The organism is Streptomyces abikoensis (genome assembly GCF_014648775.1).
Lineage (GTDB): Bacteria > Actinomycetota > Actinomycetes > Streptomycetales > Streptomycetaceae > Streptomyces > Streptomyces abikoensis.
Genome location: NZ_BMRT01000004.1, coordinates 278,104 through 301,331 on the forward strand (window position 1 = coordinate 278,104; position 23,228 = coordinate 301,331).

20 protein-coding genes are annotated in these 23,228 nt (G+C 71.8%); 7 read left to right on the forward strand and 13 right to left on the reverse strand.

What is annotated here, in order from left to right; genetic code table 11:
* Nucleotides 1-12: 12 nt before the first annotated feature.
* The 3 genes from IE096_RS15490 to IE096_RS15500 are packed head-to-tail and all read right to left on the reverse strand — an operon-like array spanning nucleotide 13 to nucleotide 4,537.
* Nucleotides 13-819 carry an HAD family hydrolase gene (locus IE096_RS15490; protein WP_189452052.1) on the reverse strand — a complete coding sequence of 269 codons (807 nt, stop codon included), beginning with the start codon at nucleotides 817-819 and terminating at the stop codon, nucleotides 13-15.
* Nucleotides 816-3,377 carry a phosphoribosyltransferase gene (locus IE096_RS15495; protein ID WP_189452053.1) on the reverse strand — a complete coding sequence of 854 codons (2,562 nt, stop codon included), beginning with the start codon at nucleotides 3,375-3,377 and terminating at the stop codon, nucleotides 816-818. Before IE096_RS15495 ends, IE096_RS15490 begins: the two co-directional genes overlap by 4 nt.
* A complete protein-coding gene (locus IE096_RS15500) occupies nucleotides 3,374-4,537 on the reverse strand; it encodes an HpcH/HpaI aldolase/citrate lyase family protein (RefSeq protein ID WP_189452054.1) in 1,164 nt (387 codons plus the stop codon). The genes IE096_RS15495 and IE096_RS15500 overlap by 4 nt, the downstream gene beginning before the upstream one ends.
* 243 nt (nucleotides 4,538-4,780) lie before the next feature.
* Here IE096_RS15500 and IE096_RS15505 point away from each other — a divergent pair, with 243 nt between their 5' ends.
* A complete protein-coding gene (locus tag IE096_RS15505) occupies nucleotides 4,781-5,689 on the forward strand; it encodes a TerD family protein (RefSeq protein ID WP_189452055.1) in 909 nt (302 codons plus the stop codon).
* Nucleotides 5,690-5,737: 48 nt separating this feature from the next.
* On the opposite strand, the gene IE096_RS15510 is transcribed toward IE096_RS15505, so the two are convergent.
* The 6 genes from IE096_RS15510 to IE096_RS15535 all read right to left on the reverse strand — a co-directional run bounded on the left by IE096_RS15510 (nucleotide 5,738) and on the right by IE096_RS15535 (nucleotide 10,327).
* The gene (locus IE096_RS15510) at nucleotides 5,738-6,481 is read right to left on the reverse strand and encodes a TerD family protein (protein WP_189452056.1); all 744 of its coding nucleotides are present in this window, start codon (nucleotides 6,479-6,481) and stop codon (nucleotides 5,738-5,740) included.
* A 97-nt stretch (nucleotides 6,482-6,578) separates the two neighbouring features.
* The gene (locus IE096_RS15515; protein ID WP_189452057.1) at nucleotides 6,579-7,724 is read right to left on the reverse strand and encodes a DUF475 domain-containing protein; all 1,146 of its coding nucleotides are present in this window, start codon (nucleotides 7,722-7,724) and stop codon (nucleotides 6,579-6,581) included.
* A 48-nt stretch (nucleotides 7,725-7,772) separates the two neighbouring features.
* On the reverse strand, nucleotides 7,773-8,348 hold the full coding sequence (locus IE096_RS15520; protein ID WP_189452058.1) for a TerD family protein: 576 nt from the start codon (nucleotides 8,346-8,348) through the stop codon (nucleotides 7,773-7,775).
* 145 nt (nucleotides 8,349-8,493) lie between these two features.
* Nucleotides 8,494-9,069: a TerD family protein gene (locus IE096_RS15525; RefSeq protein ID WP_189452059.1), complete on the reverse strand. Its 576-nt coding sequence runs from the start codon at nucleotides 9,067-9,069 to the stop codon at nucleotides 8,494-8,496.
* A gap of 181 nt (nucleotides 9,070-9,250) precedes the next feature.
* Complete coding sequence (locus tag IE096_RS15530; RefSeq protein WP_189452060.1) at nucleotides 9,251-9,709, reverse strand: peroxiredoxin; 459 nt, start codon at nucleotides 9,707-9,709, stop codon at nucleotides 9,251-9,253.
* Between the two features lie 171 nt (nucleotides 9,710-9,880).
* Complete coding sequence (locus IE096_RS15535; RefSeq protein WP_189452061.1) at nucleotides 9,881-10,327, reverse strand: DUF3052 domain-containing protein; 447 nt, start codon at nucleotides 10,325-10,327, stop codon at nucleotides 9,881-9,883.
* Nucleotides 10,328-10,807: 480 nt separating this feature from the next.
* On the opposite strand from IE096_RS15535, the gene aceE reads away from it, so the two are divergent.
* Complete coding sequence (aceE, locus tag IE096_RS15540; RefSeq protein WP_189452062.1) at nucleotides 10,808-13,540, forward strand: pyruvate dehydrogenase (acetyl-transferring), homodimeric type; 2,733 nt, start codon at nucleotides 10,808-10,810, stop codon at nucleotides 13,538-13,540.
* Between the two features lie 83 nt (nucleotides 13,541-13,623).
* Here aceE and IE096_RS15545 read toward each other — a convergent pair whose 3' ends face one another.
* Entirely contained in the window at nucleotides 13,624-13,989 is a 366-nt protein-coding gene (locus tag IE096_RS15545; RefSeq protein ID WP_373298131.1) for a peptidase inhibitor family I36 protein, read from the reverse strand.
* 100 nt (nucleotides 13,990-14,089) lie between these two features.
* Nucleotides 14,090-15,694, reverse strand: a complete 1,605-nt coding sequence (locus IE096_RS15550) for an MFS transporter (protein WP_189452063.1) — start codon at nucleotides 15,692-15,694, stop codon at nucleotides 14,090-14,092.
* Nucleotides 15,695-15,806: 112 nt separating this feature from the next.
* Here IE096_RS15550 and IE096_RS15555 point away from each other — a divergent pair, with 112 nt between their 5' ends.
* The 5 genes from IE096_RS15555 to IE096_RS15575 all read left to right on the forward strand — a co-directional run bounded on the left by IE096_RS15555 (nucleotide 15,807) and on the right by IE096_RS15575 (nucleotide 20,782).
* Complete coding sequence (locus IE096_RS15555; RefSeq protein WP_189452064.1) at nucleotides 15,807-16,445, forward strand: TetR family transcriptional regulator; 639 nt, start codon at nucleotides 15,807-15,809, stop codon at nucleotides 16,443-16,445.
* Between the two features lie 98 nt (nucleotides 16,446-16,543).
* Nucleotides 16,544-17,788, forward strand: a complete 1,245-nt coding sequence (locus tag IE096_RS15560; protein WP_229820226.1) for an alpha/beta hydrolase — start codon at nucleotides 16,544-16,546, stop codon at nucleotides 17,786-17,788.
* A gap of 65 nt (nucleotides 17,789-17,853) precedes the next feature.
* Entirely contained in the window at nucleotides 17,854-18,714 is an 861-nt protein-coding gene (locus tag IE096_RS15565) for a DUF4429 domain-containing protein (protein WP_189452065.1), read from the forward strand.
* Between the two features lie 101 nt (nucleotides 18,715-18,815).
* Nucleotides 18,816-20,108, forward strand: a complete 1,293-nt coding sequence (locus tag IE096_RS15570; protein WP_189452066.1) for a sensor histidine kinase — start codon at nucleotides 18,816-18,818, stop codon at nucleotides 20,106-20,108.
* Nucleotides 20,105-20,782 carry a response regulator gene (locus IE096_RS15575; RefSeq protein WP_189452067.1) on the forward strand — a complete coding sequence of 226 codons (678 nt, stop codon included), beginning with the start codon at nucleotides 20,105-20,107 and terminating at the stop codon, nucleotides 20,780-20,782. The genes IE096_RS15570 and IE096_RS15575 overlap by 4 nt, the downstream gene beginning before the upstream one ends.
* A gap of 326 nt (nucleotides 20,783-21,108) precedes the next feature.
* On the opposite strand, the gene IE096_RS15580 is transcribed toward IE096_RS15575, so the two are convergent.
* Nucleotides 21,109-21,834, reverse strand: a complete 726-nt coding sequence (locus IE096_RS15580; protein ID WP_189452068.1) for a carbon-nitrogen hydrolase family protein — start codon at nucleotides 21,832-21,834, stop codon at nucleotides 21,109-21,111.
* 7 nt (nucleotides 21,835-21,841) lie between these two features.
* Nucleotides 21,842-23,143, reverse strand: coding sequence for a PA0049 C-terminal domain-containing protein (locus tag IE096_RS15585; protein ID WP_189452069.1), 1,302 nt, complete (start codon nucleotides 23,141-23,143; stop codon nucleotides 21,842-21,844).
* Between the last annotated feature and the right edge of the window lie 85 nt (nucleotides 23,144-23,228).

Below are 23,228 nucleotides of genomic sequence, written 5' to 3' on the forward strand. Positions count from 1 at the left end.
ACGGGTGGGAGACTAGCGCCCGCGCCCTCCCAGGAACGCCCGGACGATCTCCTCACCCGCCGCGACCCCCCGGGTCTCCAGCGCGGTGACGTGCGGGGCGGTCCAGCCCACGTCGGACAGCTCGCCGTGGCCCGGGCGCCAGGCGCGGTCGGCGGCCAGCAGCAGATCGGCGTCCAGCAGCGAGTCACCGGCGGCGAGCACCTCGGCCGCCCCGGTGCGCCGGGCCACCTCCGCGACGGCCGCGCTCTTGGTGAGCGGCTTCGGCACGGCGTAGACCTTGCGGCCCTGGAGCGAGACCGTCCAGCCCCGCTCACCGGCCCAGTCCGTCAGCTCCTCGAGCCAGCCGGCGGGCAGCAGCGCCCGGTCGACGACGAGGTAGGAGAAGAGGTCCGCCGCCGTGCGCGCCTTGAGCAGCCACGCCGGGTCGGCGACGCGCAGCAGGTGCGCGTGGACCTCGGCGAGCGTGGCGCACTCGGCGGCCAGCGCGCGCTCCACGCGGGCCCGCCAGCCGGCGTCGGGCTCGCCCGCCACGAGCAGCTCGCCGCCGTTGGCGCAGATCGCGAACTCCGGCGCGGGGCCGGGCAGCCGGATCCGTTCGTACTGCTCGCGGGTGCGGGTGGTGGTGGGGACGAACGTGACGGTACGGGCCAGCTCGGCGAGGAGCCCGGCGGCCGTCTCCGTCATATAGGACAGCGGTCTGCTCTCGTACGTCTCCACGCACAGCAGGCGCGGGGCCTCGGCGTCCGGCATGGACAGGCTCAGCGCGGACGTGGAGTAGATCAGGGTGCGGTCGAGGTCGCTGGCGACGAGGAGGGTCATCGGACCGTGGCCGCCTTGCCGTCGGCGCCGGTGGCGCAGCGGGTGTAGCGGGGGTGGATCAGGCCGACGCAGCTGTACGGCAGGCCGTCCACCTCCTCCACGGGCACGCCGCGCTGTTCGGCCAGGAGCCGTACGTGGTCCAGGTCGGCGCCCGCGCCGCGGGCGGCGAGGACCTTCCAGGGCACGCGGCGCAGCAGGACGCGCGTGGTCTCGCCGACGCCGGGCTTGACGAGGTTGACGTCGTGGATGCCGTACTCCTCACTGATCCGCTCGACGGCCGCCCAGCCGGTCCAGGTGGGGGTGCGGTCGGCCGCCGCGAGCTCCTTGGCGGCGCGGGTCACGTCGTCGTGGAGACCGGGGTCGGCGAAGCGCGCGGCCACGGTGTCGACGAAGGCCCGGGAGACGTCGGCGCCGGCGAGTTCGCGGTAGAACTTCGCGCCGTGGTAGTCGCCCGGCCCGACGAGGTCGTCGCGCAGCACGGTGCGGGATATCAGGCCGGAGACGGTGGAGTTGAGGCAGGCGGAGGGGATGAGGAAGTCGTCGCGGGTGCCGTAGGTGGTCACGCAGTGGCCGGGGTCGGCGAGCACGGCGAGGCGCGGGTCGAAGCCCGGGAAGTCCTGGAGGGTCGCGGCGAGTTCACGGGTGATGGCGCCCTTGCCCGTCCAGCCGTCGACGAAGACGACGTCGGCCGGGTCGTGGTGCTCGGCCAGCCAGCGCAGGGCGTTGGGGTCGATGCCCTTGCCGCGCACGATGGAGACGGCGTAGTGGGGGACGTCCAGGCCGTGGGCGTGCCGGGCCCAGCGGCGCATCAGCACGCCGACGGGCGTGCCGGCGCGGGCCAGCGACACCAGGACGGGGCGGGGCGAGCGTTCGGCCAGCACGGTCTCGGTGACCGTGCCGACGGCGAGCGCGATCCGCCGCGCGGAGGCGTCGAGGGCGGAGTGGTAGAGGGACTGGTAGTGCTCGCTGGGCTGGTACTCGACGGGCAGTGACTCGGCGTAGTGCGCGCCACCGCTCTGGATCGCCTCCTCCCGCTCCTCGGTGGGCGCCTCCAGCCGCACGGCGGAGAGGTCCCGCAGGAGCCAGCCGACGTCCTCGGGCTCGTACGAGGAGAACGCGGGGCCCCGGAGGGGGTCGGGCAGCGGCATGGGGGGAACCTGTCGTCGGGGCACGTAGGAGGGCACGTAGGAAGGGATCACGGCGAGCAGTACGTGCCGGGTGTGGCCGGCGAGGCGGTCCAGGAGGCCGCCGGGGGCGTGGAGGGCGGGGGTGTCGGCGGTCGAGTCGACGACGGCGACGACCGCGTCGAAGCCGGCGCCCGCGACGTTGTACGCGTAGCGGTCGCCCGGGCCGTCGGTGGCGTCGGTGGGGATGTCGGTGGGGGCGTCGTGGGCGGGGAAGACGATGCGGGAGCGGATGGCGTAGCCGGGGTCGTCGACGGGGAGGACGGGTGAGCGGGTGGTGGTCGAGAACCGGACCTCTTCGAAGGCGGGTTCCAGGGCCTGCGCGAGGCGCAGGGGGGCGTACATCAGCTCCTCGGTGCCGAGGACGAGGACGCGGCGCGGGGGCTGAGCGCCGTTGTCGGCCGCGGGTGCGGTTGTGCCCACCCGTTCCGCCCCAGCGGAACGACTGCCCACAACCGCGTCGACGATGCGGGCCGCCATGCCGGGCAGCGCGGCTTCCAGGCGCGCCCGGTGGGCGGGGGTGAAGCCGTGCCGGCCGCCGTCGGGCAGGCCGGCGGGCCAGCGCAGATCGACGCGGGTCGGCACCGCCGGGGTCCGGGGCGGAGCCCCGGTTTCGGGAAGGGGCGGGATCGGGGCATCTCCTTCCGCCGCGGCGACGAGCTCCTGCCCCCGCTCCAGCACCCCCTCCGGGAGGGAAACCGTGCCCTGGGCGAGAGCGACGAGCTCCACCCGCGCGCCGAGCCGCTCCGCGAACTCGTCCAGGCGGGCCCGGTCGGCGTCCGACCTCATGTCGACCAGCGCCACCACCACGTACCGCTCGCGCGGGAACCGCGCGTGCAACGCGGCGATGGTGTTGAGGACCGTGCGGCCCGTCGAGAACTCGTCGTCGACGAGGACGAGCGGGCCGTCGCCCGTGAAGAACGCCGGGTCCTCCGGCAGCAGCAGGTGCGACGTGGCGTGGCTGTGCTCCTCCTCGAAGCCGCCCACGGAGGCCACGCCGGGCACGGCGCGCCGCGTCGAGTGGAGGTACGGGGCGAGGCCGAGGCCGTCGGCGACCGCGTGGCCGAGGCCCGTGGCCGTCTCGGCGTAGCCGAGGACGACGGCCCGGGCCGCGTCCGCGTCGCCCAGCAGCGCGCGGACCCGGCGGCCGAGGCCGGCCCCGGCCTCGTACACCGCCGCCGGGGAGGCGGGGACGTGCTTGCCCAGCACGTTGGAGACCAGCAGGTGCGCCCGCTTGGGGTTGCGCCGCAGGGCCAGGCCCAACAGCTCCGGCAGCCGGGCGTCGCCTTCGAGCCCCACGCCCAGCCGGTCCGCGACCCACTGTCCCGACCAGATCACTTCTTCCGCGCCTTTCGCGTCGTTCACGTCGGTCATCCGCTCTGCAGCCCCGCCGCCAGCAGCTCCACGAAGCTGACGTCCTCCCGTGCGACGCCGAACACCTCGGCGCGCAGCATGGTCCGCTCGGCCCAGGCGCGGTGCGGTTTCACTTCGTTCATCTTGTTCGTGTAGGCGGAGCGCAGGACGCCGCCGCCGTCGCGGTCGGGCCGCAGGATGTCGCGCGCGTCGCTGTACTCCTCGTGGCTGACGACGGAGAGCGCGTGGACGGGGGCGACGTGGGAGGGGTGGATGCAGGTCTTGCCCTGGAGGCCGTTGGCGCGGTCGAGCTGGATCTCGCGCAGGAGGCCGTCCATGTCGTGCTGGATGAGGGCCGTGCGCAGCGCCTCGGCGGGGCCGGCGAAGGGGCTGCGGCGCAGCTGGGGCTTGAACATCCGCTCGGGCTGCGGGAAGTACTCCCAGACCGGGCCGGTGACGGTGAAGCCGCTGCCGTCGGCGCGGCCGAGGACGTTGACGACGTCGGCTATGACGGAGGCGACGAGCTGGACGTCGTAGGCGGTCATGTCGGGGGCGCGGCGCAGCCCGTAGGCGGAGCAGAAGTCGGTGACGCCGAGCCGCAGGGCGAGGACGCGGTCGCGGTACTTCTCGACGGTTCTGGCGATGCCCGTCAGCGTCTCGGTGCGGGTCTCCAGGTGGAGCAGGTCGGGGGATTCCAGGACGGGCATGGCGAAGAGCCGTCGTCCGGAGGCGGCTTCGGCGGCGGTCAGCTCCTCCAGGAACGGAAGGCCGCGGTCCTCGGTGAACTTCGGCAGTACGAATCCGGACACCAGCCGGCCCGCCGGGCCGAGGCGGCGGACGAGATCCCCTATCTGGGCGGGCTCGCGGACGCGGACGAACAGCAGGGGGAGGTCCTCCTCGGCCCCCGCGAGGTCGGTGAGCTGCCGGACGAGGTTCTCCTCGGCGCCGACGACGTCCGCGTCGTCGATGGAGTCCTCCAGGCAGAGGACCATGGACACCACTCCGCGCCGCGCCTGTTTGCGTACGTCGAGGGCTAGGGAGGGCCGGGTGGCGGGGCAGTAGAGGGTGGCCCCGAGGGCGACGGAGAGCGTACGGGCGGGAGAACCGGCGGTGAACTCGCCCGGCTCCCTATGGAACAGTCCACTCCGCACCGCGGGCGACAGGTATCCGAAATGCCTCATTGTTCTCCCCGAATGCCACGGTGTGGGCCCTTCCCCGCCGGTCGAACGGCACGGAAGCGTGGCCGATTATGGTACGTCCGGGGACGGGTCAAGAGTTCCCCAAGTCCAGGAAAAGCCCATGGCCTGCACAGTTCCTTCAGGTAAACGCTTCGGGGCGCGGCAGCGGCGCGGGGCGGGGCGCGACTCCCCGCTCGGCGACCCCTGCGTTGTCCCGGAGCGGCACGGGAAGGCAGGATTGCGGACATGACGCACGCCATGCTGAAGGGGTCGAACATCCCGCTGGACGCCCCCACCGTGCGGGCCGTGCTGCGCTGGACACCCGGCCCGGGCATCCCGGACGTGGACGCCTCCGCCCTGCTGCTGGGGGAGGCGGGCCGGGTGCGCTCGGACGAGGACTTCGTCTTCTACAACCAGCCGCGCCACCCCTCGGGCCTGGTCCGCCATCTGCCCAAGAAGCGGCTGGTGGAGGGCGCGACGGACTCGGTCGAGGCGGATCTGGCGGCGCTCGACGCGTCCGTGGCGCGCGTGGTGGTGGCCGCGTCCGCCGACGGCGGGCCCTTCGGGCTCGTCCGGGACCTGTGCGTGCTGCTCTACGACACCGCGCGGAGCGGCGCGGGCTCCACCGACGCGGAGCCCATCGCCCGCTTCGACGTCACTCCGGAGACGGGCGACGAGACGGCGATGCTCTGCGGCGAGCTCTACCGGCGCGGGGACGGCTGGAAGTTCCGCGCGCTCGGGCAGGGCTACGCCTCGGGGCTGGTGGGGCTGGCGACGGAGTTCGGCATCTCGGTGGACGAGGCGGAGGAGGACGGCACCCCGGCGGCGTCCGGCACGGGCCCCGCCGCCACGACCCCCGCCACGACCGGTGCCGCGCCCGGTGCCGCACCCGGCGACGGCGCCCGGCCGGCACCGGTGGCCGCGCCGCCCGCGTCCCCGGCGTCCTCCTCCGGCGGCTACGCCTATCCCCCGCCGCCCGCCGAACCGCCCGCCATCCCCGCACCCGCGCCCGCACCCGCGTACGGCTATCCGCAGCAGCAGCACCAGTCGCAGCAGTCGCCCCAGCCGTCCTACGGCTACCCGCCGCACCAGCCCGTGCCCGATCCGGCCTTCCGGCTGCCCCCGCAGGGGCCGCAGTTCCTCCCCGGCCGGTGATGAGCACGGGCACGAGCACGGACACGGGCCCCGGCGATCGAGCGGCGCTCACACCTTGCTCTTGTACCCCCGGCCCCACTGGAGGCCCCACCCGTACAGCCGGTCGAGCTCGGACTGGAAGCCGTAGACGTACTTCATCTCGCGCCGCACGAGGATCTCGCCCTTGATGTTCTCGATCAGCACCACCGCGCACGACCGGGCCTCCGGGGCCCGCTCGTGGAGCGAGACCTCCAGCCGGGGGCCGTTGCCCGGGTAGAGGGTCACCATCGCGTGGGTACGGTCGAACGCGGGTGTGCCGTCATAGATGTAGACGAAGACCAGCAGGCGTTTGAACTGGTCGCGGTGGTCCATGTTGATGTAGATCGTCTCGCCCGACCCCGACCCGAAGCGGTCGTCGCCGCTGAGCTGAATATACGGCGGGGCGTTGATGCTGCCCAGTATGTTGCCGAGCGGCTGGACTACGCCCTTCGACCCGTCCTGGAGCTCGTACATACAGGCGAGGTCGAGGTCGACGTTGACCATCGCCTGGCCCTGGGCCTGGACCACCTCGGGGGTGAACTTGCGCAGCGGGTTGCGCAGCGAGGAGGCGAGGGTGGGGCGGCGGTCGTCGAAGTCCGAGGTCCGCATCCGCCAGGACAGGTTGACCCGCAGGTTGCCGCTGATGGCACCCTGTTTGGTCAGCGAAAACGTGGGGTGGCGCTTGGTCAGCTCGACCGCGCCGTTGGTGCCGCTCGCATCGAACTGGCGTGTGGCGGCATAGCCCCAGTTGCCGAAGAACTTCTCCCTGATCATTGCCTTGCACCCCCACTTTGAGCACACATGCCACGGGGCGGCCCGAGGATGATCCTCGTGACCGCCCCGGTGAGAGCGTTCCTCAAATGTGCCGCTGTCACACCCCGGAGGAGACCTCGGCCTTTGAACCGGCGCCGTCGCCCTCGGCCGCCTCCCGGCGGTTGCGGACCACGGAGGACAGGAACGACAGGCCGATCAGGACCACGCCGACCAGGCCGGTGATGACGTCGTTGATCTCGTGCTTGATGGTGATCAGCAGGATCACGGCCAGGGCGCCGATGGCGTAGTGGGCGCCGTGCTCCAGGTACACGTAGTCGTCCAGGGTGCCCTTGCGGACGAGGAAGACCGTGAGCGAACGGATGTACATCGCGCCGACGCCCAGACCGAGGGCCATCTCGAAGATGTCGTTGGTGATGGCGAAGGCGCCGATGACACCGTCGAAGGAGAAGGAGGCGTCGATGACCTCGAGGTAGAGGAACATGAAGAAGGCGGCCTTGCCGGCCAGCCCGACGACCGACGGGCCCTGCTTCGCGGGCACGGCGTCCTGGACGCCGTCCCCGTCCTCGTCCTCCTCGTCCGCCTCCAGGCGGTCCTCGAAGAAGCCCGAGATGCCGCCGACGATCAGATAGGTCACCAGGCCGCCGATGCCGGCCAGGAGCACCGTGGACGCCTTGTCGACCGTGCCCTCGCCGCCGTGCACGGGGACGGAGGTGGCGACGGTGGTCGCGGCGATCAGCAGCACGACGAGGGCGACGACGATGGAGAGGGTCTCCAGCTTGCCCAGCCGGGCCAGCGGCTTCTCCAGCCACGCCAGCCACTTGATGTCCCGGTCCTCGAAGATGAAGTCCAGGAAGATCATCAGCAGGAACATCCCGCCGAAGGCGGCGATGGCCGGATGGGCACCGGTGACCAGCTGTTCATAGCGGTCGTGGTCCTGGACGGCGACCTTGACCGCTTCGATCGGGCCGAGTTTGGCGGTGATCGCGACGATCACGACCGGGAAGACGAGCCTCATGCCGAAGACGGCGATGAGGATGCCCACGGTCAGGAAGATCCGCTGCCAGAACGGGTTCATCTTCCGGAGGATTCCGGCATTGATCACCGCGTTGTCGAACGAGAGCGAGATCTCCAGGACGGAGAGGATCGCGACGACCGCCAGCCCCTGCCATCCCCAGAGAACGCCTGCCAAGGCCAGTCCGGCCGCCGTGATGGCGAACGACCAACCAAAGGTTTTCAGGAGCACTGGCCACCCAATCCTTCGTTGTCCGGGTCTCTCCGCGCGGGCGCGGCTTTACGAAACGTTGACCCCGAAGTCTAGGGCGATACCCCGGAGGCCCGACGCGTACCCCTGCCCCACGGCCCGGAACTTCCATTCGCCGCCGTAGCGGTAGACCTCGCCGAAGATCATCGCGGTCTCGCCGGCGGCGTCCTCGCTGAGGTCGTAGCGGGCCAGTTCGGAGCCGTCGGCCTGGTTGACGACCCGGATGTAGGCGTTGCTGACCTGGCCGAAACTCTGACCGCGCACATCGGCCTCGTGGATGGAGACCGGGAAGACGATCTTGTCGCAGGTGACCGGCACCTTGGTGAGGTCGACGAGGATGGACTCGTCGTCGCCCTCGCCCTCACCGGTGAGATTGTCACCCGTGTGTTCGACGGAGCCGTCGGGGCTCTTGAGGTTGTTGTAGAAGACGAAGTACTCGTCGCCCAGCACCCGGCCCGCGGAGCACAGCAGCGCGCTCGCGTCCAGGTCGAAGGGGGCCCCCGTGGTGGAGCGCGCGTCCCAGCCGAGGCCGATGGTGACGTTGGTGAGGTTCGGCGCGGCCTTGGAGAGGGAGACATTGCCTCCCTTGGCGAGCGTGACACCCATGGTCTTTTCCTCCCCGAGTTGTGGTGCTGCCCGGCGGCGGCCCGTTGCTCGCCGGCCGGAGGAGTGCCGCCGGTGCGCGTCCGGCGCCGCACCCCCGGGAAAGTCGGGGCTGCGGCGCCGGACGGGCGGCTAGGACGCGAAGACGTCAGACGTTGACGCCGAAGTCCTGGGCGATGCCGCGCAGGCCCGAGGCGTAGCCCTGGCCGATGGCCCGGAACTTCCACTCGGCGCCGTTGCGGTAGAGCTCGCCGAAGACCATGGCGGTCTCGGTCGAGGCGTCCTCGCTGAGGTCGTAGCGGGCCAGCTCGGTGTTGTCGGCCTGGTTCACCACGCGGATGTAGGCGTTGCGCACCTGGCCGAAGCTCTGCTGGCGGGTCTCGGCATCGTAGATGGAGACCGGGAAGACGATCTTGTGAACATCCGCGGGGACGCCGGCCAGGTTGACCTTGATGACCTCGTCGTCGCCCTCGCCCTCACCGGTGAGGTTGTCACCGGTGTGCTCGACGGAGCCGTCGGGGCTCTTGAGGTTGTTGAAGAAGACGAAGTTCTGGTCGTTGGTGACCTTGCCCTGCTCGTTGGTGAGCAGCGCGCTGGCGTCCAGGTCGAAGTCCGTGCCGGTGGTGGTCCGGGCGTCCCAGCCGAGACCGACGACGACGGCCGTCAGGTTCGGGGCCGCCTTGGTCAGGGAGACGTTGCCGCCCTTGCTGAGACTGACTCCCACGAGTCCTCCATTGGTTCGGGGGGCCAGGCGTTTCCCGCGCCCCCGGTTGTTCGATGGCACCCGATCAACGGTTTGATCCTAGTGACCGGTTCCCACCGTAAACAGGCTCTTGCGCTTCAGACGCCCGGGACACCTGTAGGGGTTGCCCCGGGCGGCTCGGAAACATGCTCGAACGGCGGTGTCAGAGCGCGGCGAGGGCCTTGGTGTACTCGTTCAGGTCACGCGCGTCGGGCAGGCCGTTGACGATCGTCCAGCGGACGACGCCCTCCTTGTCGATGATGAAGGTGCCGCGCAGCGCGCAGCCCTTCTCCTCGTCGAAGACGCCGTAGGCGCGGCTGGTCTCGCCGTGCGGCCAGAAGTCGGAGAGCAGCGGGTACTCCAGGCCCTCCTGCTCGGCGAAGACCCGCAGGCTGAAGGGGGCGTCGTTGGAGACGGCCAGCAGCTGCACGTCGTCGTTGGCGAAGGTGGGCAGGTTGTCGCGCAGGGCGCACAGCTCGCCGGTGCACACGCCGGTGAACGCGAAGGGGTAGAAGAGCAGCACGACGTTCTTCTCACCGCGGAAGTCGGAGAGCCGGACGGTCTCGCCGTGCTGGTTCTTGAGCGCGAAGTCGGGCGCCTTGTCGCCTGCGGCGATAGCCATGGGGGTAACACCTCTCTGGTGACGGAGCCTGTCGGCGGGCCCAGTCTTTCACTGCCCGCCCGGCCGTCATGAGCCGGGTGCGCCGGGTGCGCCGCGCGCGAAACGGGCGAGCCCCCGGCGACGGGTGTCGCCGGGGGCTCGTGACGTGTTCCGGACGCCGGTCCGCTCGGACTAGCGGCGGCCGCCGCTGGTCTTCGCGGCCTTCGGGGTGGCCAGACGGCTGCCGTTCCAGTCCTTGCCCACGCTGATGGTCTTGGTCTGGGAGAGGCCCGCGGTGCGCGCGGCCTCGTTGATGTCGCTCGGCTCGATGTAGCCGTCACGGCCCGTCTTGGGGGTCAGGAGGCAGATCATGCCGTCCTCCTCCAGCAGGCCGATGGCATCCACCAGCGCGTCTGTGAGGTCGCCGTCCTCGTCGCGGAACCACAGCAGGACGGCATCGGCGACGTCGTCGTAATCCTCGTCGACGAGCTCCGTGCCGGTGTGCTCCTCGATGGCCTCACGGAGTTCCTGCTCGGTGTCCTCGTCGTAACCGAGCTCCTGGACCACCTGTTCGGGCTGGAAACCCAGCCTCGCGGCAAGGCCGGTCCGCTCCTCCGCGTGGTCCGCGGTCGCGCTCACGGATTGCCTCCTGTCATGTTTCGAGAAATTGTCTTGTGTTCCTCGCGTACGCGAGGCATTGGGCGTAGTCCACACGTGCCGGACCGATCGCGCAAGTACCCGGCCGCCAGGCCCGCCGAAACGTTGACGGACGCGGACGTCTCATGGCAACTCCAACCATGAGGCAACAAGCGCGAGTGATTCACGCCACAGCGTTCTGCCGGGTTTGCGAAGTTACTCCTTGCGATGACAGGGGTCGAGCCCGAACGGCCGTACGCGAGCGACTCCCATCGGGGGCGTATGGTTGCGATTTGGCCGCCCAGGGCGACCAACCTTCGACGATTCGTCTCGTATGTGGTGGTTACTGCCCAGTAGAGATGACGTTTCCGCCGCCGAGGTCCACGATGGGAGCCGGCGCGACATATAAGCAAAGACAGTGTTGACCCCGTGCGCACCATCCCGCGCGCAGAGCGCGACACGACCGAACAGCGAAGGAACAGCGTGGCTTCCGGATCCGATCGCAACCCGATCATCATTGGCGGTCTTCCCAGCCAGGTCCCGGACTTCGATCCCGAAGAGACCCAGGAATGGCTCGACTCGCTCGACGCTGCCGTCGACGAGCGGGGCCGGGAACGTGCCCGCTACCTCATGCTTCGTCTGATCGAGCGGGCACGTGAGAAGCGCGTCGCCGTGCCCGAGATGCGCAGCACGGACTACGTCAACACCATCGCGACCAAGGACGAGCCGTTCTTCCCCGGCAACGAGGAGATCGAGCGCAAGGTCCTCAACGCGACCCGCTGGAACGCGGCCGTCATGGTCTCCCGCGCCCAGCGCCCGGGCATCGGCGTCGGCGGCCACATCGCCACCTTCGCCTCCTCCGCCTCGCTCTACGACGTGGGCTTCAACCACTTCTTCCGCGGCAAGGACGGCGGTGACGGCGGCGACCAGATCTTCTTCCAGGGCCACGCCTCCCCCGGTGTCTACGCCCGCGCCTTCCTGCTGGACCGACTGACCGAGCAGCAGCTCGACGCGTTCCGCCAGGAGAAGTCGAAGGCCCCCTACGGCCTGTCGTCGTACCCCCACCCGCGTCTGATGCCGGACTTCTGGGAGTTCCCGACCGTCTCGATGGGCCTCGGCCCCCTCGGCGCGATCTACCAGGCCCGCATGAACCGCTACATGGAGGCGCGCGGCATCGCCGACACCTCCAAGTCCCACGTTTGGGCGTTCCTGGGCGACGGCGAGATGGACGAGCCCGAGTCGCTCGGCCAGCTGTCCCTGGCCGCCCGTGAGGGCCTGGACAACCTGACCTTCGTCGTCAACTGCAACCTGCAGCGCCTCGACGGCCCGGTGCGCGGCAACGGCAAGATCATGCAGGAGCTGGAGTCGCAGTTCCGCGGCGCCGGCTGGAACGTGATCAAGCTGGTGTGGGACCGCTCCTGGGACCCGCTGCTCGCGCAGGACCGCGACGGCATCCTGGTCAACAAGCTCAACAGCACCCCCGACGGCCAGTTCCAGACGTACGCCACCGAGACCGGCGCGTACATCCGCGAGCACTTCTTCGGCGACGACCAGCGTCTCCGCAAGATGGTCGAGGGCATGACCGACGACCAGATCCTCCACCTGGGCCGTGGCGGTCACGACCACAAGAAGATCTACGCGGCCTACGCGGCGGCCAAGGCCCACAAGGGCCAGCCGACCGTGATCCTCGCGCAGACGGTCAAGGGCTGGACGCTCGGCCCGAACTTCGAGGGCCGCAACGCGACCCACCAGATGAAGAAGCTCACGGTCGAGGACCTCAAGCGCTTCCGTGACCGTCTCCACATCCCGATCGCCGACAAGGAGCTGGAGTCCGGCCTGCCGCCGTACTACCACCCGGGCAAGGACTCGGAAGAGATCCAGTACATGCACGACCGCCGCAAGGCGCTCGGCGGGTACGTACCCACCCGTGTCGACCGCTCCAAGCCGCTCGTCCTGCCGGGCGACAAGGCCTACGCGCCGACGAAGAAGGGCTCCGGCCAGCAGTCGATCGCCACCACCATGGCCTTCGTCCGCCTGCTCAAGGACCTCATGCGGGACAAGGAGATCGGCAAGCGCTTCGTGCCGATCGCCCCCGACGAGTACCGCACCTTCGGCATGGACTCGCTGTTCCCCTCGGCGAAGATCTACAACCCGCTGGGCCAGCAGTACGAGGCCGTGGACCGCGAGCTGCTCCTCGCGTACAAGGAGTCCCCGACCGGTCAGATGCTGCACGACGGCATCTCCGAGGCGGGCTGCACCGCGTCGCTGATCGCCGCCGGTTCCGCCTACGCCACCCACGGCGAGCCGCTGATCCCGATCTACGTCTTCTACTCGATGTTCGGGTTCCAGCGCACCGGCGACCAGTTCTGGCAGATGGCCGACCAGCTGGCCCGCGGCTTCGTCCTCGGCGCCACCGCCGGTCGCACCACCCTGACCGGTGAGGGCCTCCAGCACGCCGACGGCCACTCGCACCTGCTGGCCTCGACCAACCCGGCCGTCGTCGCGTACGACCCGGCGTTCGGCTTCGAGATCGCGCACATCGTCCAGGACGGTCTGCGTCGTATGTACGGCGAGAACGCGGAGGACATCTTCTACTACCTCACCGTCTACAACGAGCCGATCCAGCACCCGGCCGAGCCGGAGAACGTGGACGCCGAGGGCATCCTCAAGGGTCTGTACCGCTTCAAGCAGGGCGAGGCGGGCGCCATCCCGGCGCAGATCATGGCCTCCGGTGTGGCCGTGCCGTGGGCGATCGAGGCCCAGCGCATCCTCGCCGAGGAGTGGAACGTCAAGGCGGACGTCTGGTCGGCGACCTCCTGGAACGAGCTGCGCCGCGACGCCATCGAGGTGGAGGAGCACAACCTGCTCCACCCGGAGGAGGACCAGCGCGTCCCGTACGTGACGAGCAAGCTCGCCGGCACCGAGGGCCCGAAGGTGGCCGTGTCCGACTGGATGCGCGCCGTCCCGGACCAGATCGCGCGCTGGGTCCCCGGCACGTACACCTCGCTGGGCGCCGACGGCTTCGGCTTCGCGGACACCCGTGGCGCGGCCCGTCGCTTCTTCCACATCGACGCGCAGTCGATCGTCCTGGCGGTGCTCACCGAGCTCGCCAAGGAGGGCAAGATCGACCGCTCGGCCCTGAAGCAGGCCATCGACCGCTACGAGCTCCTGGACGTGGCCGCGGCCGACCCGGGCGCGGCGGGCGGCGACGCGTAAGCGTCACTGAGGCGACGACGGCCCCCGACCAGCTCCGCTGGTCGGGGGCCGTCCCCGTTTGTGGGCACAAACGTCAGCGGACGTCAGTGCTCCCACACCTTGTACGCCCGCACCACGTAGGGCGACTCCGGCACCCAGCTCCCCGACGGATACGTGTCGAACTCGCCGGTCTCGGCACACGTACCACTCTGGTACGTCGTCACCGGATGCCCCGTCCGGTTGACGAGCGACGCCCCCGTCACCCCGGCCGGCAGGGCCATACAGCTCTCGATGTCGATCCCCGCCAGCTCACTGGCGTGGACGGCCCCCCGATAGCCCGGCTTGGGCCACAAGCACAACTGCCCCGCCGCGCAGGCGCCGGTGGCGCCCGTAGCCGCCCGCGCCTGCGCGGCAGGCGCCCCCGCCAGAGCCAGAACGGCGGCGAGCCCGAAGACAACAGCACGCACCACAGCGATCACTCCCCCAGTCCGATTGGTACGAGGAGTCTCACGCTCCGTGATCGCCGCTGCCAAGGGTCGCCGCCCGTTCCCACCCTGATAGGGGGAAGACTCAGAGGTGCCCGGCCCCCACTGAACCCCCCGCGTTCTCCCCCCGCTTGGTGAAGGCCGCGACCAGCGCCGCGGCGATCGCCACGCACCCGGCGACCCGGAATCCCACCTGCATCCCCGACACGAACGTGTCATGCGCGACGGTGGAGATCTTCTCCGCGTACTGCGGCGGCGTCCCCGCCGGCACCGGGGCCACGCCGACCGAGACCGCGTCGGCGGCCCGGGAGAGCCGCTCGGGCCCAAGAGCGGGGAGCCCCGCCCCTGCCCACTTCTCCGGCAGGAGGTGCTCGACCCGGGACGCCATCACCGCGCCGAGGACGGCCGTGCCCAGCGAGCCGCCCACCTGCATGGCCGACTGCTGGAGCCCTCCGGCCACGCCCGCGTGCCGCAGGGGCGCGTTGCCGACGATCACCTCCGTCGCGCCGACCATGACCGGCGCGAGGCCCACGCCCATCAGCAGGAACCACAGCGACATCGTGAGCGTGCCGGTGCCGGCGTCCAGCGTGGCCAGCCCGAAGCAGGCCACGGCGGCGCTGATCATGCCCACCATCAGCGGGATCCGCGGTCCGATCCGGGAGATGAGCGCACCCGCCAGCGGCGATCCGACGATCATCATCCCGGTCAGCGGCAGCAGATGCGTGCCCGCGTCCACCGGGGACATCCCGTGGACGTTCTGGAGGTAGAAGGTCACGAAGAACAGCCCGCCGATGAAGGCGAAGGCCATCAGCACCATCAGGACCACCCCGGCGGACAGCGGCACGGAGCGGAACAGGCTCAAGGGGAGCAGCGGTTCGCGGCCGCGGGTCTGCCAGAAGGCGAAGAGGAGGAAGGCGGCGGCCGAGGAACCGAGGAAGACCACGGTCCGGGCGTCGCTCCAGGACCAGGCGGGGGCCTTGATCAGCGCCCAGATCAGGCAGAACATCGCGCCGGACAGCAGGACGATGCCCGGGATGTCGAAGGACCGGGGCGCGTCCTCGGCCCGGTGCCCGGCGAGGAAGACCGAGCCGAGCGCCAGCGCCAGCGCCCCGACGGGGACGTTGATGAAGAAGACGGACTGCCAGTTGACGTGCTCGACGAGCAGGCCGCCGACGATCGGGCCGCCGGCCGTGGAGGCGCCGACGACCATGCCCCACAGGCCGATGGCCATGTTGAGCTTCGCGGCGGGGAAGGTGGCGCGGATCAGGCCGAGGGCGGTGGGCATCAGCAGCGCGCCGCACAGGCCCTGGAGCACGCGGAGGGCGATGACGAGCGACACGCTGCCCGACAGGGCGATGAGTCCGGAGGAGAGGGCGAATCCGGTGGTACCGATGAGGAAGACCTGCCGGTGGCCGAAGCGGTCACCCAGCTTGCCCGCGGTGATCAGGGCGACGGCGAGGGCGAGGAGATAGGCATTGGTGATCCATTGGACGTCGGCGAGCGAGGCGCCCAGGTCCTTCTGGATGGCGGGATTGGCGATGGCGACGATGGTGCCGTCGAGCGCGACCATCATCACGCCGATCGCGACGGAGAGCAGGGTCAGCCAGGGATGGCCCCGTAAGCCGCTCGAGCCGTCGCGGGGCTTCCGGTGCGGCGTCGCCTCGGCGACGGTGGTCCGGGTCCGAGTCATGCCACCGAGATTATGGCAGCCGCTGACACTCGACAATCACTTTCAAGAGGCGCAGTCTGTCATCTTGGCCACAACTATGCTGAGCAGCGAAAACGCACCGGGAAGAGGCGGCATGCACACGATCGAGAGCACCACGGGCCTGCGTGAGCGCAAGAAGCGCCGCACCCGCGAGGCCCTCGTCCGGTGCGCCCAGGAGCTGTTCGCCCTCCAGGGGTACGAGGGCACGACGGTCGACGAGATCGCGGCCGCCGCGGACGTCTCGCAGCGCACCTTCTTCCGCTACTTCGCGGGCAAGGAGGACGTGGCCCTCGCCGTCCAGCGGATGATCGAGTCGCACATCCTGGCCGCCGTGTGCGCGCGCCCGGCGGCGGAGCCGCCGCTCACCGCGCTGCGCTCGGCCGTCGTCGAGTGCTGGGACGGCATCGGGGAGGCCATCGAGTCGGTCGTCCCGCTGGAGCTCTACGTCCGGACGTACCGGATGATCCAGGAGACCCCGCAACTGCTCGCGGCCCATCTGCGGCGGCTGGCCGAGCTGGAGGACCGGCTCACCGACGAGATCGCCCGCCGGGAGGGGCTGCCGGCGGAGGACCCCCGGCCGCGCATCCTGGTCGCGGCGTTCAGCGGGGTGATGCGCGAGGTGGGCAAGCGCTGGGGCGACCTGCTGGACGGGGACATGGAGGGGTTCCGGCAGCGCACGGCGGCCTATCTGGATCAGATCGGTCCCGCACTGGCGGAAAACTGGCGTTCTTGAGCGGTAGGCGGACGAGTGCGCTCAATCACGGCCATCCAAACGTGAGATAGCTCACCGGCTTCCCGGACGCAAGCGGATTTCTCCTAGGGTGGTCCGCGGTGACTTCCTTCCCGGAGCTCGGCTCCTCCTCCATCCCCTGGACCAACGCCACCACGGCCTGGCGCGCGCTGCTGGCGCTGGCCGTGGTGTTCGTGATGCTCGCGACCACCGGCTGGACGGCGGTCAGAAGCCACAAGGGCGCGGAGGATCCACGGGCCGCCTCGCTCAAGGCCTGGCGGCACGGCTCCGTCAGCGGCCGCCCGCTGCCCTCCCCCGACGCGGAGCCGTCGGCGCTGTCCCGTTTCTTCACCACGCTCACCGCGGGCCAGCGCGAGCGGCTCGCCGAGCGCTATCCGCTCGTCGTCGGCAACCTCGGCGGCGCCCCCACCGAGCTGCGCTACCGCGCCAACCGCACCGCGCTCACCCAGGCCCGCGCGGTCGAGGAGAAACGCAGCCACGACGCCGGGCTGACCCCCGCCGGCCGCTACGAGGCCGCCCGCCGGATGCACCGCTTCGAGTCGCTGCTCGCCCCGGACCGGCAGATCCTCGCCTTCGACCCCGCCGGCGACGGCCGGGTCGCGGAGGTCTTCGGCGACCTCGACGCGGCCCGGCGGGTCTCCGTGGTGGTCCCGGGCGTCGACACCAATGTGCTCACGTTCGAGAAGACCCAGCGCGCCTACAGCGCCCCCGTCGGCATGGGCCGCTCCCTCTACGCCGCCGAGCGGAAGGCGGGCCCCGCCACCAGGACGGCCGTCATCGCCTGGGCCGACTACACCTCGCCCGCCGGCGTCGGCATGGACGCCGCCACGGGCAAGCTCGCCGCCGAGGGCGCGCTGCGGCTGCGCCGGCTCGTCCGGTCGCTGCCCGGCGATTCGAAGGTCGCGCTGTTCTGCCACAGCTACGGCTCGGTGGTGTGCGGCGTCGCCGCCCGCGAGCTCCCCGCCCGGGTCACCGACGTGGCCGTGGCCGGCAGCCCCGGCATGCGCGCCCAGAGCGTCTCCGACCTGGCCACCACCGCCCGGATATGGGCGATGCGCGACGCGGACGACTGGATCCAGGGCGTGCCCCACATGGAGGTCGGCGGCCTCGGCCACGGCGCCGACCCGGTCTCCGCGGGCTTCGGGGCGCGGGTGCTGTCCGCCGGCGACGCCCAGGGCCACACCGGCTACTTCGCGCCCGGCACCACCAGCCTCGCCAACTTCGCCGGGATCGGCGTCGGAGCCCCCGCCTCCGTCCGGTGCGCGAGGGACAGCGGTGACTGCGCGGACGGGCTGGGCCCGGAGGCCGTCGCCGCCGCGGCCTGACCGGCTTGACGCGCGTAGCGCCACGAGGGGGGACGGGCGGGCGGGCGCCGCTTACGATGAGCGGCATGGGTGATGTGCTGGCCGGTTTCCACACCGTCTGGGAGTTCGACACCGACTCCGTGCTCATCCGCTTCGAACGGGGGATCCGCACACCGAAGCTGCTCCAGGCGCTCGGCGAGCGACGCGTCCCCTTCGAGGCGCTCGCGGCCGTCGAAGCGGCCCCGGGGAGGCACGGGACGGTGGTGCTGCGCGCCGTGCCCAGACCCGGCGCCGATCCGCTGATCGAGGTGGCCGACGGTCAGCTCAAGGAGGGCAACGACCCCTACCGGCTGGTGCTCCCGGCCGAGCGCGAGCTGCTCGCCGAGTACTACGCCGAGCGGATACGCGACGCGCTCGGCCCCCGCGCCCAGGAGCCCGCCGAGCGCCACCTGGTGACCGCGCCCACGCCCCCGCTGACCTTCAAGGCCTACGACGGCAAGGCGTCCTTCGACGGCCGGGCCGTCTCCTTCCGCTGGTTCTGGACCGGCGCCTCCTCCGCCAAGTGGAAGGCCGGCGACCAGCACTTCCCCCTCGACGAGCTGACCGGCGTCGAATGGCGCTCCCCCGACGCCGCCGCCGGCCACCTCCGCCTGGTGCTGCGGGGCGCCGACGGCGACCGTCGCCCCGAGCCCGACCAGGACCCCGCGGCCGTGGCCTTCGGCATGGGCTACGGGCTCGTCCACGAGTCCCTGCCGTTCGCGGCGGCCGTCCTCGCCGCCGTACGGGCCAAGGTGCCCGCCGCCCCCCTCCGGCACCGCGTGACCGCCCGGCCCGACCCCGGCGGCATCGCCGAGCGCATCCGGCACCTGGGCGAGCTCCACCAGGCGGGGCTGCTGACCGACATCGAGTTCAGCACGAAGAAGGCGCAGCTGCTGGCGGAACTGTAGGGGCGGCCGGAGCACGTGGTACCACGGTATGACCCCGCCCCCGGGGTCGGCACCGTGGTGTGACGCCCGGCGGCAGACCCGCGAACTACGCTGGTCGGGCCATGCCCACCACGCCCATGACCCCGCTCGCCCGGCTGCGTGACACCTTCACCCCCGCCGGGCCGCCCACCCCGCTCTTCGGCCACTCCCCGCGCCGGTTCGTCCGGCGGCTGCCGTACGCCGTGGCGATCCTGTTCGTCGCCATCCTGCTGCCGGTCACGACCATGTTCCTCGGCGACGGCTACCACCTGGACGCCGACTGGGCGTTGGTGCTCGCCCTCTTCCAGGTGCTGCCGCTGCTGTTCGCCGTGCGGCGGCCGCTGGTGGCCTGGGCGGTGGCCTTCACCGCCCACACGGTCTGCGCCGCGGTCCTGCTGGGCATCGCACCGGGGCCGAACCCCCAGCCCTGGCCGTGGACGCCGATGGGCATCATCGGGATGCTGCTGCTCCTGCTCGCCGTCGGCCTGCGCGAGCGCAACCGCACCCTGATCGCGGTGTGGACGCTGACCGGCGCGGTCAGCGCGGCCTTCCAGTTCATCGCCCCGGGGCGCAGCAACGGCTCCTGGGTGGCGCTGTTCGTCCTCGGCGGGGTACTGCTCGTCATCGGCGGCCTGCTGCGCGAACGCGCCGTCACGCAGCGGGCGCTGGCCGAGCAGGAGACCATCAGCGAGGCCGAACGGTCCCGCCGCACCCTGCTGGAGGAGCGCGCCCGGATCGCCCGGGAGCTCCACGACGTGGTCGCCCACCACATGTCCGTCATCACCGTGCAGGCGGACAGCGCCCCGTACCGCGTCGAGGGCCTCCCGGACGCGGCCCGCGAGGAGTTCGCCTCGATCGCCGCCACGGCCCGGGAGTCGCTGACGGAGATGCGCCGGCTGCTGGGCGTGCTGCGCAACGAGGACACCGCCGGCGCCCCCGGCACGGCCGACCGGACACCGCAGCCGGGCGTCGAGCGGATTCCGCAGCTGATCGAGGCGACGGTACGGGCGGGGGTGCCGGTCGAGCTGTCGATGCCCGGACTCCCCGCACTGCCGCAGGCCGTGGACCTGTCCGCCTACCGCATCACGCAGGAGGCCCTGGCCAACGTCGTCCGGCACGCCCCGGGCGCGGCCACCCGCGTCTCGCTCTCGCTGGAACCCGACGGGACGGGCCTCGTGGTCCTCGTCGTCAACGCGGCGCCGGAGCGGGACACTCCGCCGCTGGAGACCGGCGGGACGGGCCACGGTCTGGTGGGGATGCGGGAGCGGGTCCGCCTGGTGGGTGGCACCCTCGACACGGGCCCCCTCCCGGAGGGCGGCTTCCGGGTCGCGGCCCGGCTCCCGCTGCGCACAGAAGAGGAATCCTCCACCGCATGACCATCAAGGTGATCATCGTCGACGACCAGGCCATGGTGCGGGCGGGCTTCGCCGCGCTGTTGGCCGCCCAGTCCGACATCGACGTCGTCGGCGACGCGGCGGACGGCCGGCAGGGCGTGGCCCTGAGCCGTTCCGCCCACCCGGACGTGGTGCTGATGGACGTCCGGATGCCGGAGATGGACGGCCTGGAGGCGGCCCGGCAGATCCTCGACCCGCCGCGAGGGGTGGTCCACCGGCCCAAGGTGCTGATGCTGACGACGTTCGACGTCGACGACTACGTCTACGAGGCGCTGCGCGCGGGCGCCTCCGGCTTCCTCCTCAAGGACGCCCCGCCGGCCGATCTGATCTCGGCGGTGCGGGTGGTCGCGGCGGGCGAGGCCCTCCTGGCGCCCTCCGTGACCCGCCGGCTCATCGCGGACTTCGCCAAGCGCCCGGCCCCCCGCCGCCGTTCGGGCACGGCCCGCCCCGGCGGGCTGACGCCCCGGGAGACGGAGGTGCTGGAGCTGATCGCCCGGGGCCTGTCCAACCAGGAGATCGCGGACCGGCTGGTCCTGGCCGAGCAGACGGTCAAGACGCACGTCGGACGGGTCCTGGGGAAGCTGAGCCTCCGGGACCGCGCGCAGGCGGTCATCTTCGCCTACGAGTCGGGCCTGGTGACCCCGGGCGAGAGCTGACCGTCCCCGGTACGGGTGGTCGCGCGGCCGAAGCGGGGACGGGGCGGGGCCGGCCGCGCGACGATGCCGGTATGCGCTGCAATCGTTGCCACAACGCGATGTGGTGGGACGTGACGCCGGGCCAGCGGCCGTCCTGGTACTGCTCGGTGTGTGTGCATCCTCCCGAGCGGAGGGTTAACGCGGCGGCGGTGCCGGCGCCGTGTCCTCGGGGGTGTCGGTCTCCGATTACGGAGCACCGGGGCGGTGAGCGGCGGTTCATCTGCCACTGAGGGTTCTGTTCACGGCTGCGGGCCGGTGGGGGCCGTTCGCGCAGTTCCCCGCGCCCCTTACGGGGCCACGGTGGTCAGGACCAGTTCCTCCGCGTTGTCCGGGCCCTCCGCCAGCACAGCCCCGTCCGGGCCCCACACCGCGCTCAGGCCGCACGCGTCGTAGGGGCCCGCCGGGCCTACGTGGTTGGCCAGCAGGACGTGGAGATCGTTGGTCCGGGCCAGGGGCGGGAAGATCTCCATCCGTTCGCGGGCGCCGCCGCCCCGGCCGTAGAGGGAGCTGGCCAGCAGTACGGCGCAGCCGTCGGCGGCGGCCCGGCGCGCGAGGTCGGGGAAGTGGGCGTCGAAGCAGATGGCGAGGCCGAACGTGACTCCGTCCAGCGTGAAGCGGCCGTCCTCCGTGCCCGCCGTGAAGCCCGCTGCGGCTTCCGTGTCCGTCACGTGCCGCTTGTCGTAGCGGGTGAGGAGCTCCCCGTCGGGGCCGTACACGAAGGTGCTGATCGTCGGCCCGGACGGGGCGCGGCCCGCGCAGTTCACCGCCGCCGCGACGCCCGCCGTCCGGCACGCCGCGCGCAGCGGGTCCAGCCGGGGGTCGTCGGGGGCGAAGGTCAGCCGGTCCGGGTCGCCGGTGATGGCGTCGAGCTCGTAGCCGGTGACGGCGAGCTCGGGGAGGACGACGAGGGCCGCGCCCCGCTCGCCCGCCTCGGCGACCAGTCCGGCCATGCGGGACACGTTGGCGGCGACGTCGCACGGCCGGGCGGTGAACTGCGCTGCTGCGATGATCATGCGCACATCATGACCCGGCCGTCGCTCCCACGGCCACCGCCAGCACGGACCGGATCTGCGCGGTGATCGCCATCCGCTCGTGGACGAACGCGGGGTCGCTGACCCGCCCGGTCGAGGGATCCGTGTTGCCCTCGCCGAAGTTCAGCACCGGGGTGTGGAGATGGCCGCCCGGGACTTTCAGGCCCACGGCGTCGCGCAGCAGGGTCGCGCGGTAGGCGATCTCGTTGGAGAGGTAGTCGCCCCCGCCGCCCGCGCGGGCGGTCGAGCCCGGGGTCGGGCCGTCGGGCCGGGCGACGGGCTCCGTGCCGCCCGCCGGGATCTCGGTCACGGACGTGTTGTCGTGGACGGGGAACGGGCCGGTCGTCGCCGCCGTCATGGCCGCGTACGGCAGGGTCGTGGTCGTCCACTGCGGCTGCGGGGTCACGGTCGGCACGCCGGGCGGCACCGGCACGGTCTCCGTGCGCGAGAGCCGGGCGTTGTCCGGGTAGCCGCCGCGCCAGGCGCCGTTGGTGCGCTCGACGTCGAAGCGGCCGGGGCGGCCCTGGCTGATGGTGGTGAACAGGTCCACCCGCCGGGGGCCGGGCCGGAAGTACGGCAGCAGGGTCCGTTCGACCGTGCCGTCGGCGAAGTCCGCCCAGCGCACCGGGAAGACGGCCGCCTCCACGCGCGCCGGGCCGGCCGGGGTGTCGATCACGGTGCCGTCCAGGGCCAGCGCGGCCGCGCCGGAGGGGTTGGAGCGGCGGATGTCGGAGTCCAGCTGGAACGGGTCGAAGCCGGTGATCAGCACGCGCTTCACCGCGCCGCCCGCCGGGAGGTCGATCGAGTCCTGGCCGCGCGAGGACCGCTCGACGGCGGCCTCCAGGGCCGCGCGCCGCCGCTCCGGCAGCGGGAACGCCGGCCGCCACTCGCGCAGCGCCCGCGTCATGCCCAGCCGCGCCCAGTACAGCGGCCGGTCGTCGTCCCGGCTCAGCTCGCCGGCGTCCGGGCCGCGCCCCTGGGCCCGGTCCACGGCCCGCCGCCACAGCCGCCGGCCGTCGGCGGCCGCCAGGCGCTCGGCCTCGGCGGCGCCGCGCGTACGGGCGAGGGCGCGGGCGAAGCCGGGGGCGACGTCGTCGAAGCCGCTGCGGCGCAGGATCTCCTGCGGCACGGGCCCGGAGAGCCGCTGCTCCTCCACGGTGAGCGCGGGGGCGGCGGGCGCGGCCCCGGCGGCGGGGGCGGCGAGGGCGAGCGGGGAGCAGGCGAGCAGGACGGCGCCGAGGACGGCCAGCCGGCCCGGGCCGGGCGTCCGGGATATATCACGGGGTCTCATGGGACGGAAGGTAATCACCGTGACCGCATGGAGCGATAGAGGGCTGCCAACTCCCTTCGCGCAACAGTGGTTTCAGGCCACAATG

Coding starts and splice junctions, on each gene's coding strand:
- IE096_RS15550 (WP_189452063.1), bottom strand. CDS start 15,694: ATGACTCGGACCCGGACCACCGTCGCCGAGGCGACGCCGCACCGGAAG.
- IE096_RS15530 (WP_189452060.1), bottom strand. CDS start 9,709: ATGGCTATCGCCGCAGGCGACAAGGCGCCCGACTTCGCGCTCAAGAAC.
- IE096_RS15570 (WP_189452066.1), top strand. CDS start 18,816: ATGCCCACCACGCCCATGACCCCGCTCGCCCGGCTGCGTGACACCTTC.
- IE096_RS15495 (WP_189452053.1), bottom strand. CDS start 3,377: ATGACCGACGTGAACGACGCGAAAGGCGCGGAAGAAGTGATCTGGTCG.
- IE096_RS15505 (WP_189452055.1), top strand. CDS start 4,781: ATGACGCACGCCATGCTGAAGGGGTCGAACATCCCGCTGGACGCCCCC.
- IE096_RS15510 (WP_189452056.1), bottom strand. CDS start 6,481: ATGATCAGGGAGAAGTTCTTCGGCAACTGGGGCTATGCCGCCACACGC.
- IE096_RS15520 (WP_189452058.1), bottom strand. CDS start 8,348: ATGGGTGTCACGCTCGCCAAGGGAGGCAATGTCTCCCTCTCCAAGGCC.
- IE096_RS15490 (WP_189452052.1), bottom strand. CDS start 819: ATGACCCTCCTCGTCGCCAGCGACCTCGACCGCACCCTGATCTACTCC.
- IE096_RS15580 (WP_189452068.1), bottom strand. CDS start 21,834: ATGATCATCGCAGCAGCGCAGTTCACCGCCCGGCCGTGCGACGTCGCC.
- IE096_RS15575 (WP_189452067.1), top strand. CDS start 20,105: ATGACCATCAAGGTGATCATCGTCGACGACCAGGCCATGGTGCGGGCG.
- IE096_RS15565 (WP_189452065.1), top strand. CDS start 17,854: ATGGGTGATGTGCTGGCCGGTTTCCACACCGTCTGGGAGTTCGACACC.
- IE096_RS15555 (WP_189452064.1), top strand. CDS start 15,807: ATGCACACGATCGAGAGCACCACGGGCCTGCGTGAGCGCAAGAAGCGC.
- IE096_RS15500 (WP_189452054.1), bottom strand. CDS start 4,537: ATGAGGCATTTCGGATACCTGTCGCCCGCGGTGCGGAGTGGACTGTTC.
- IE096_RS15585 (WP_189452069.1), bottom strand. CDS start 23,143: ATGAGACCCCGTGATATATCCCGGACGCCCGGCCCGGGCCGGCTGGCC.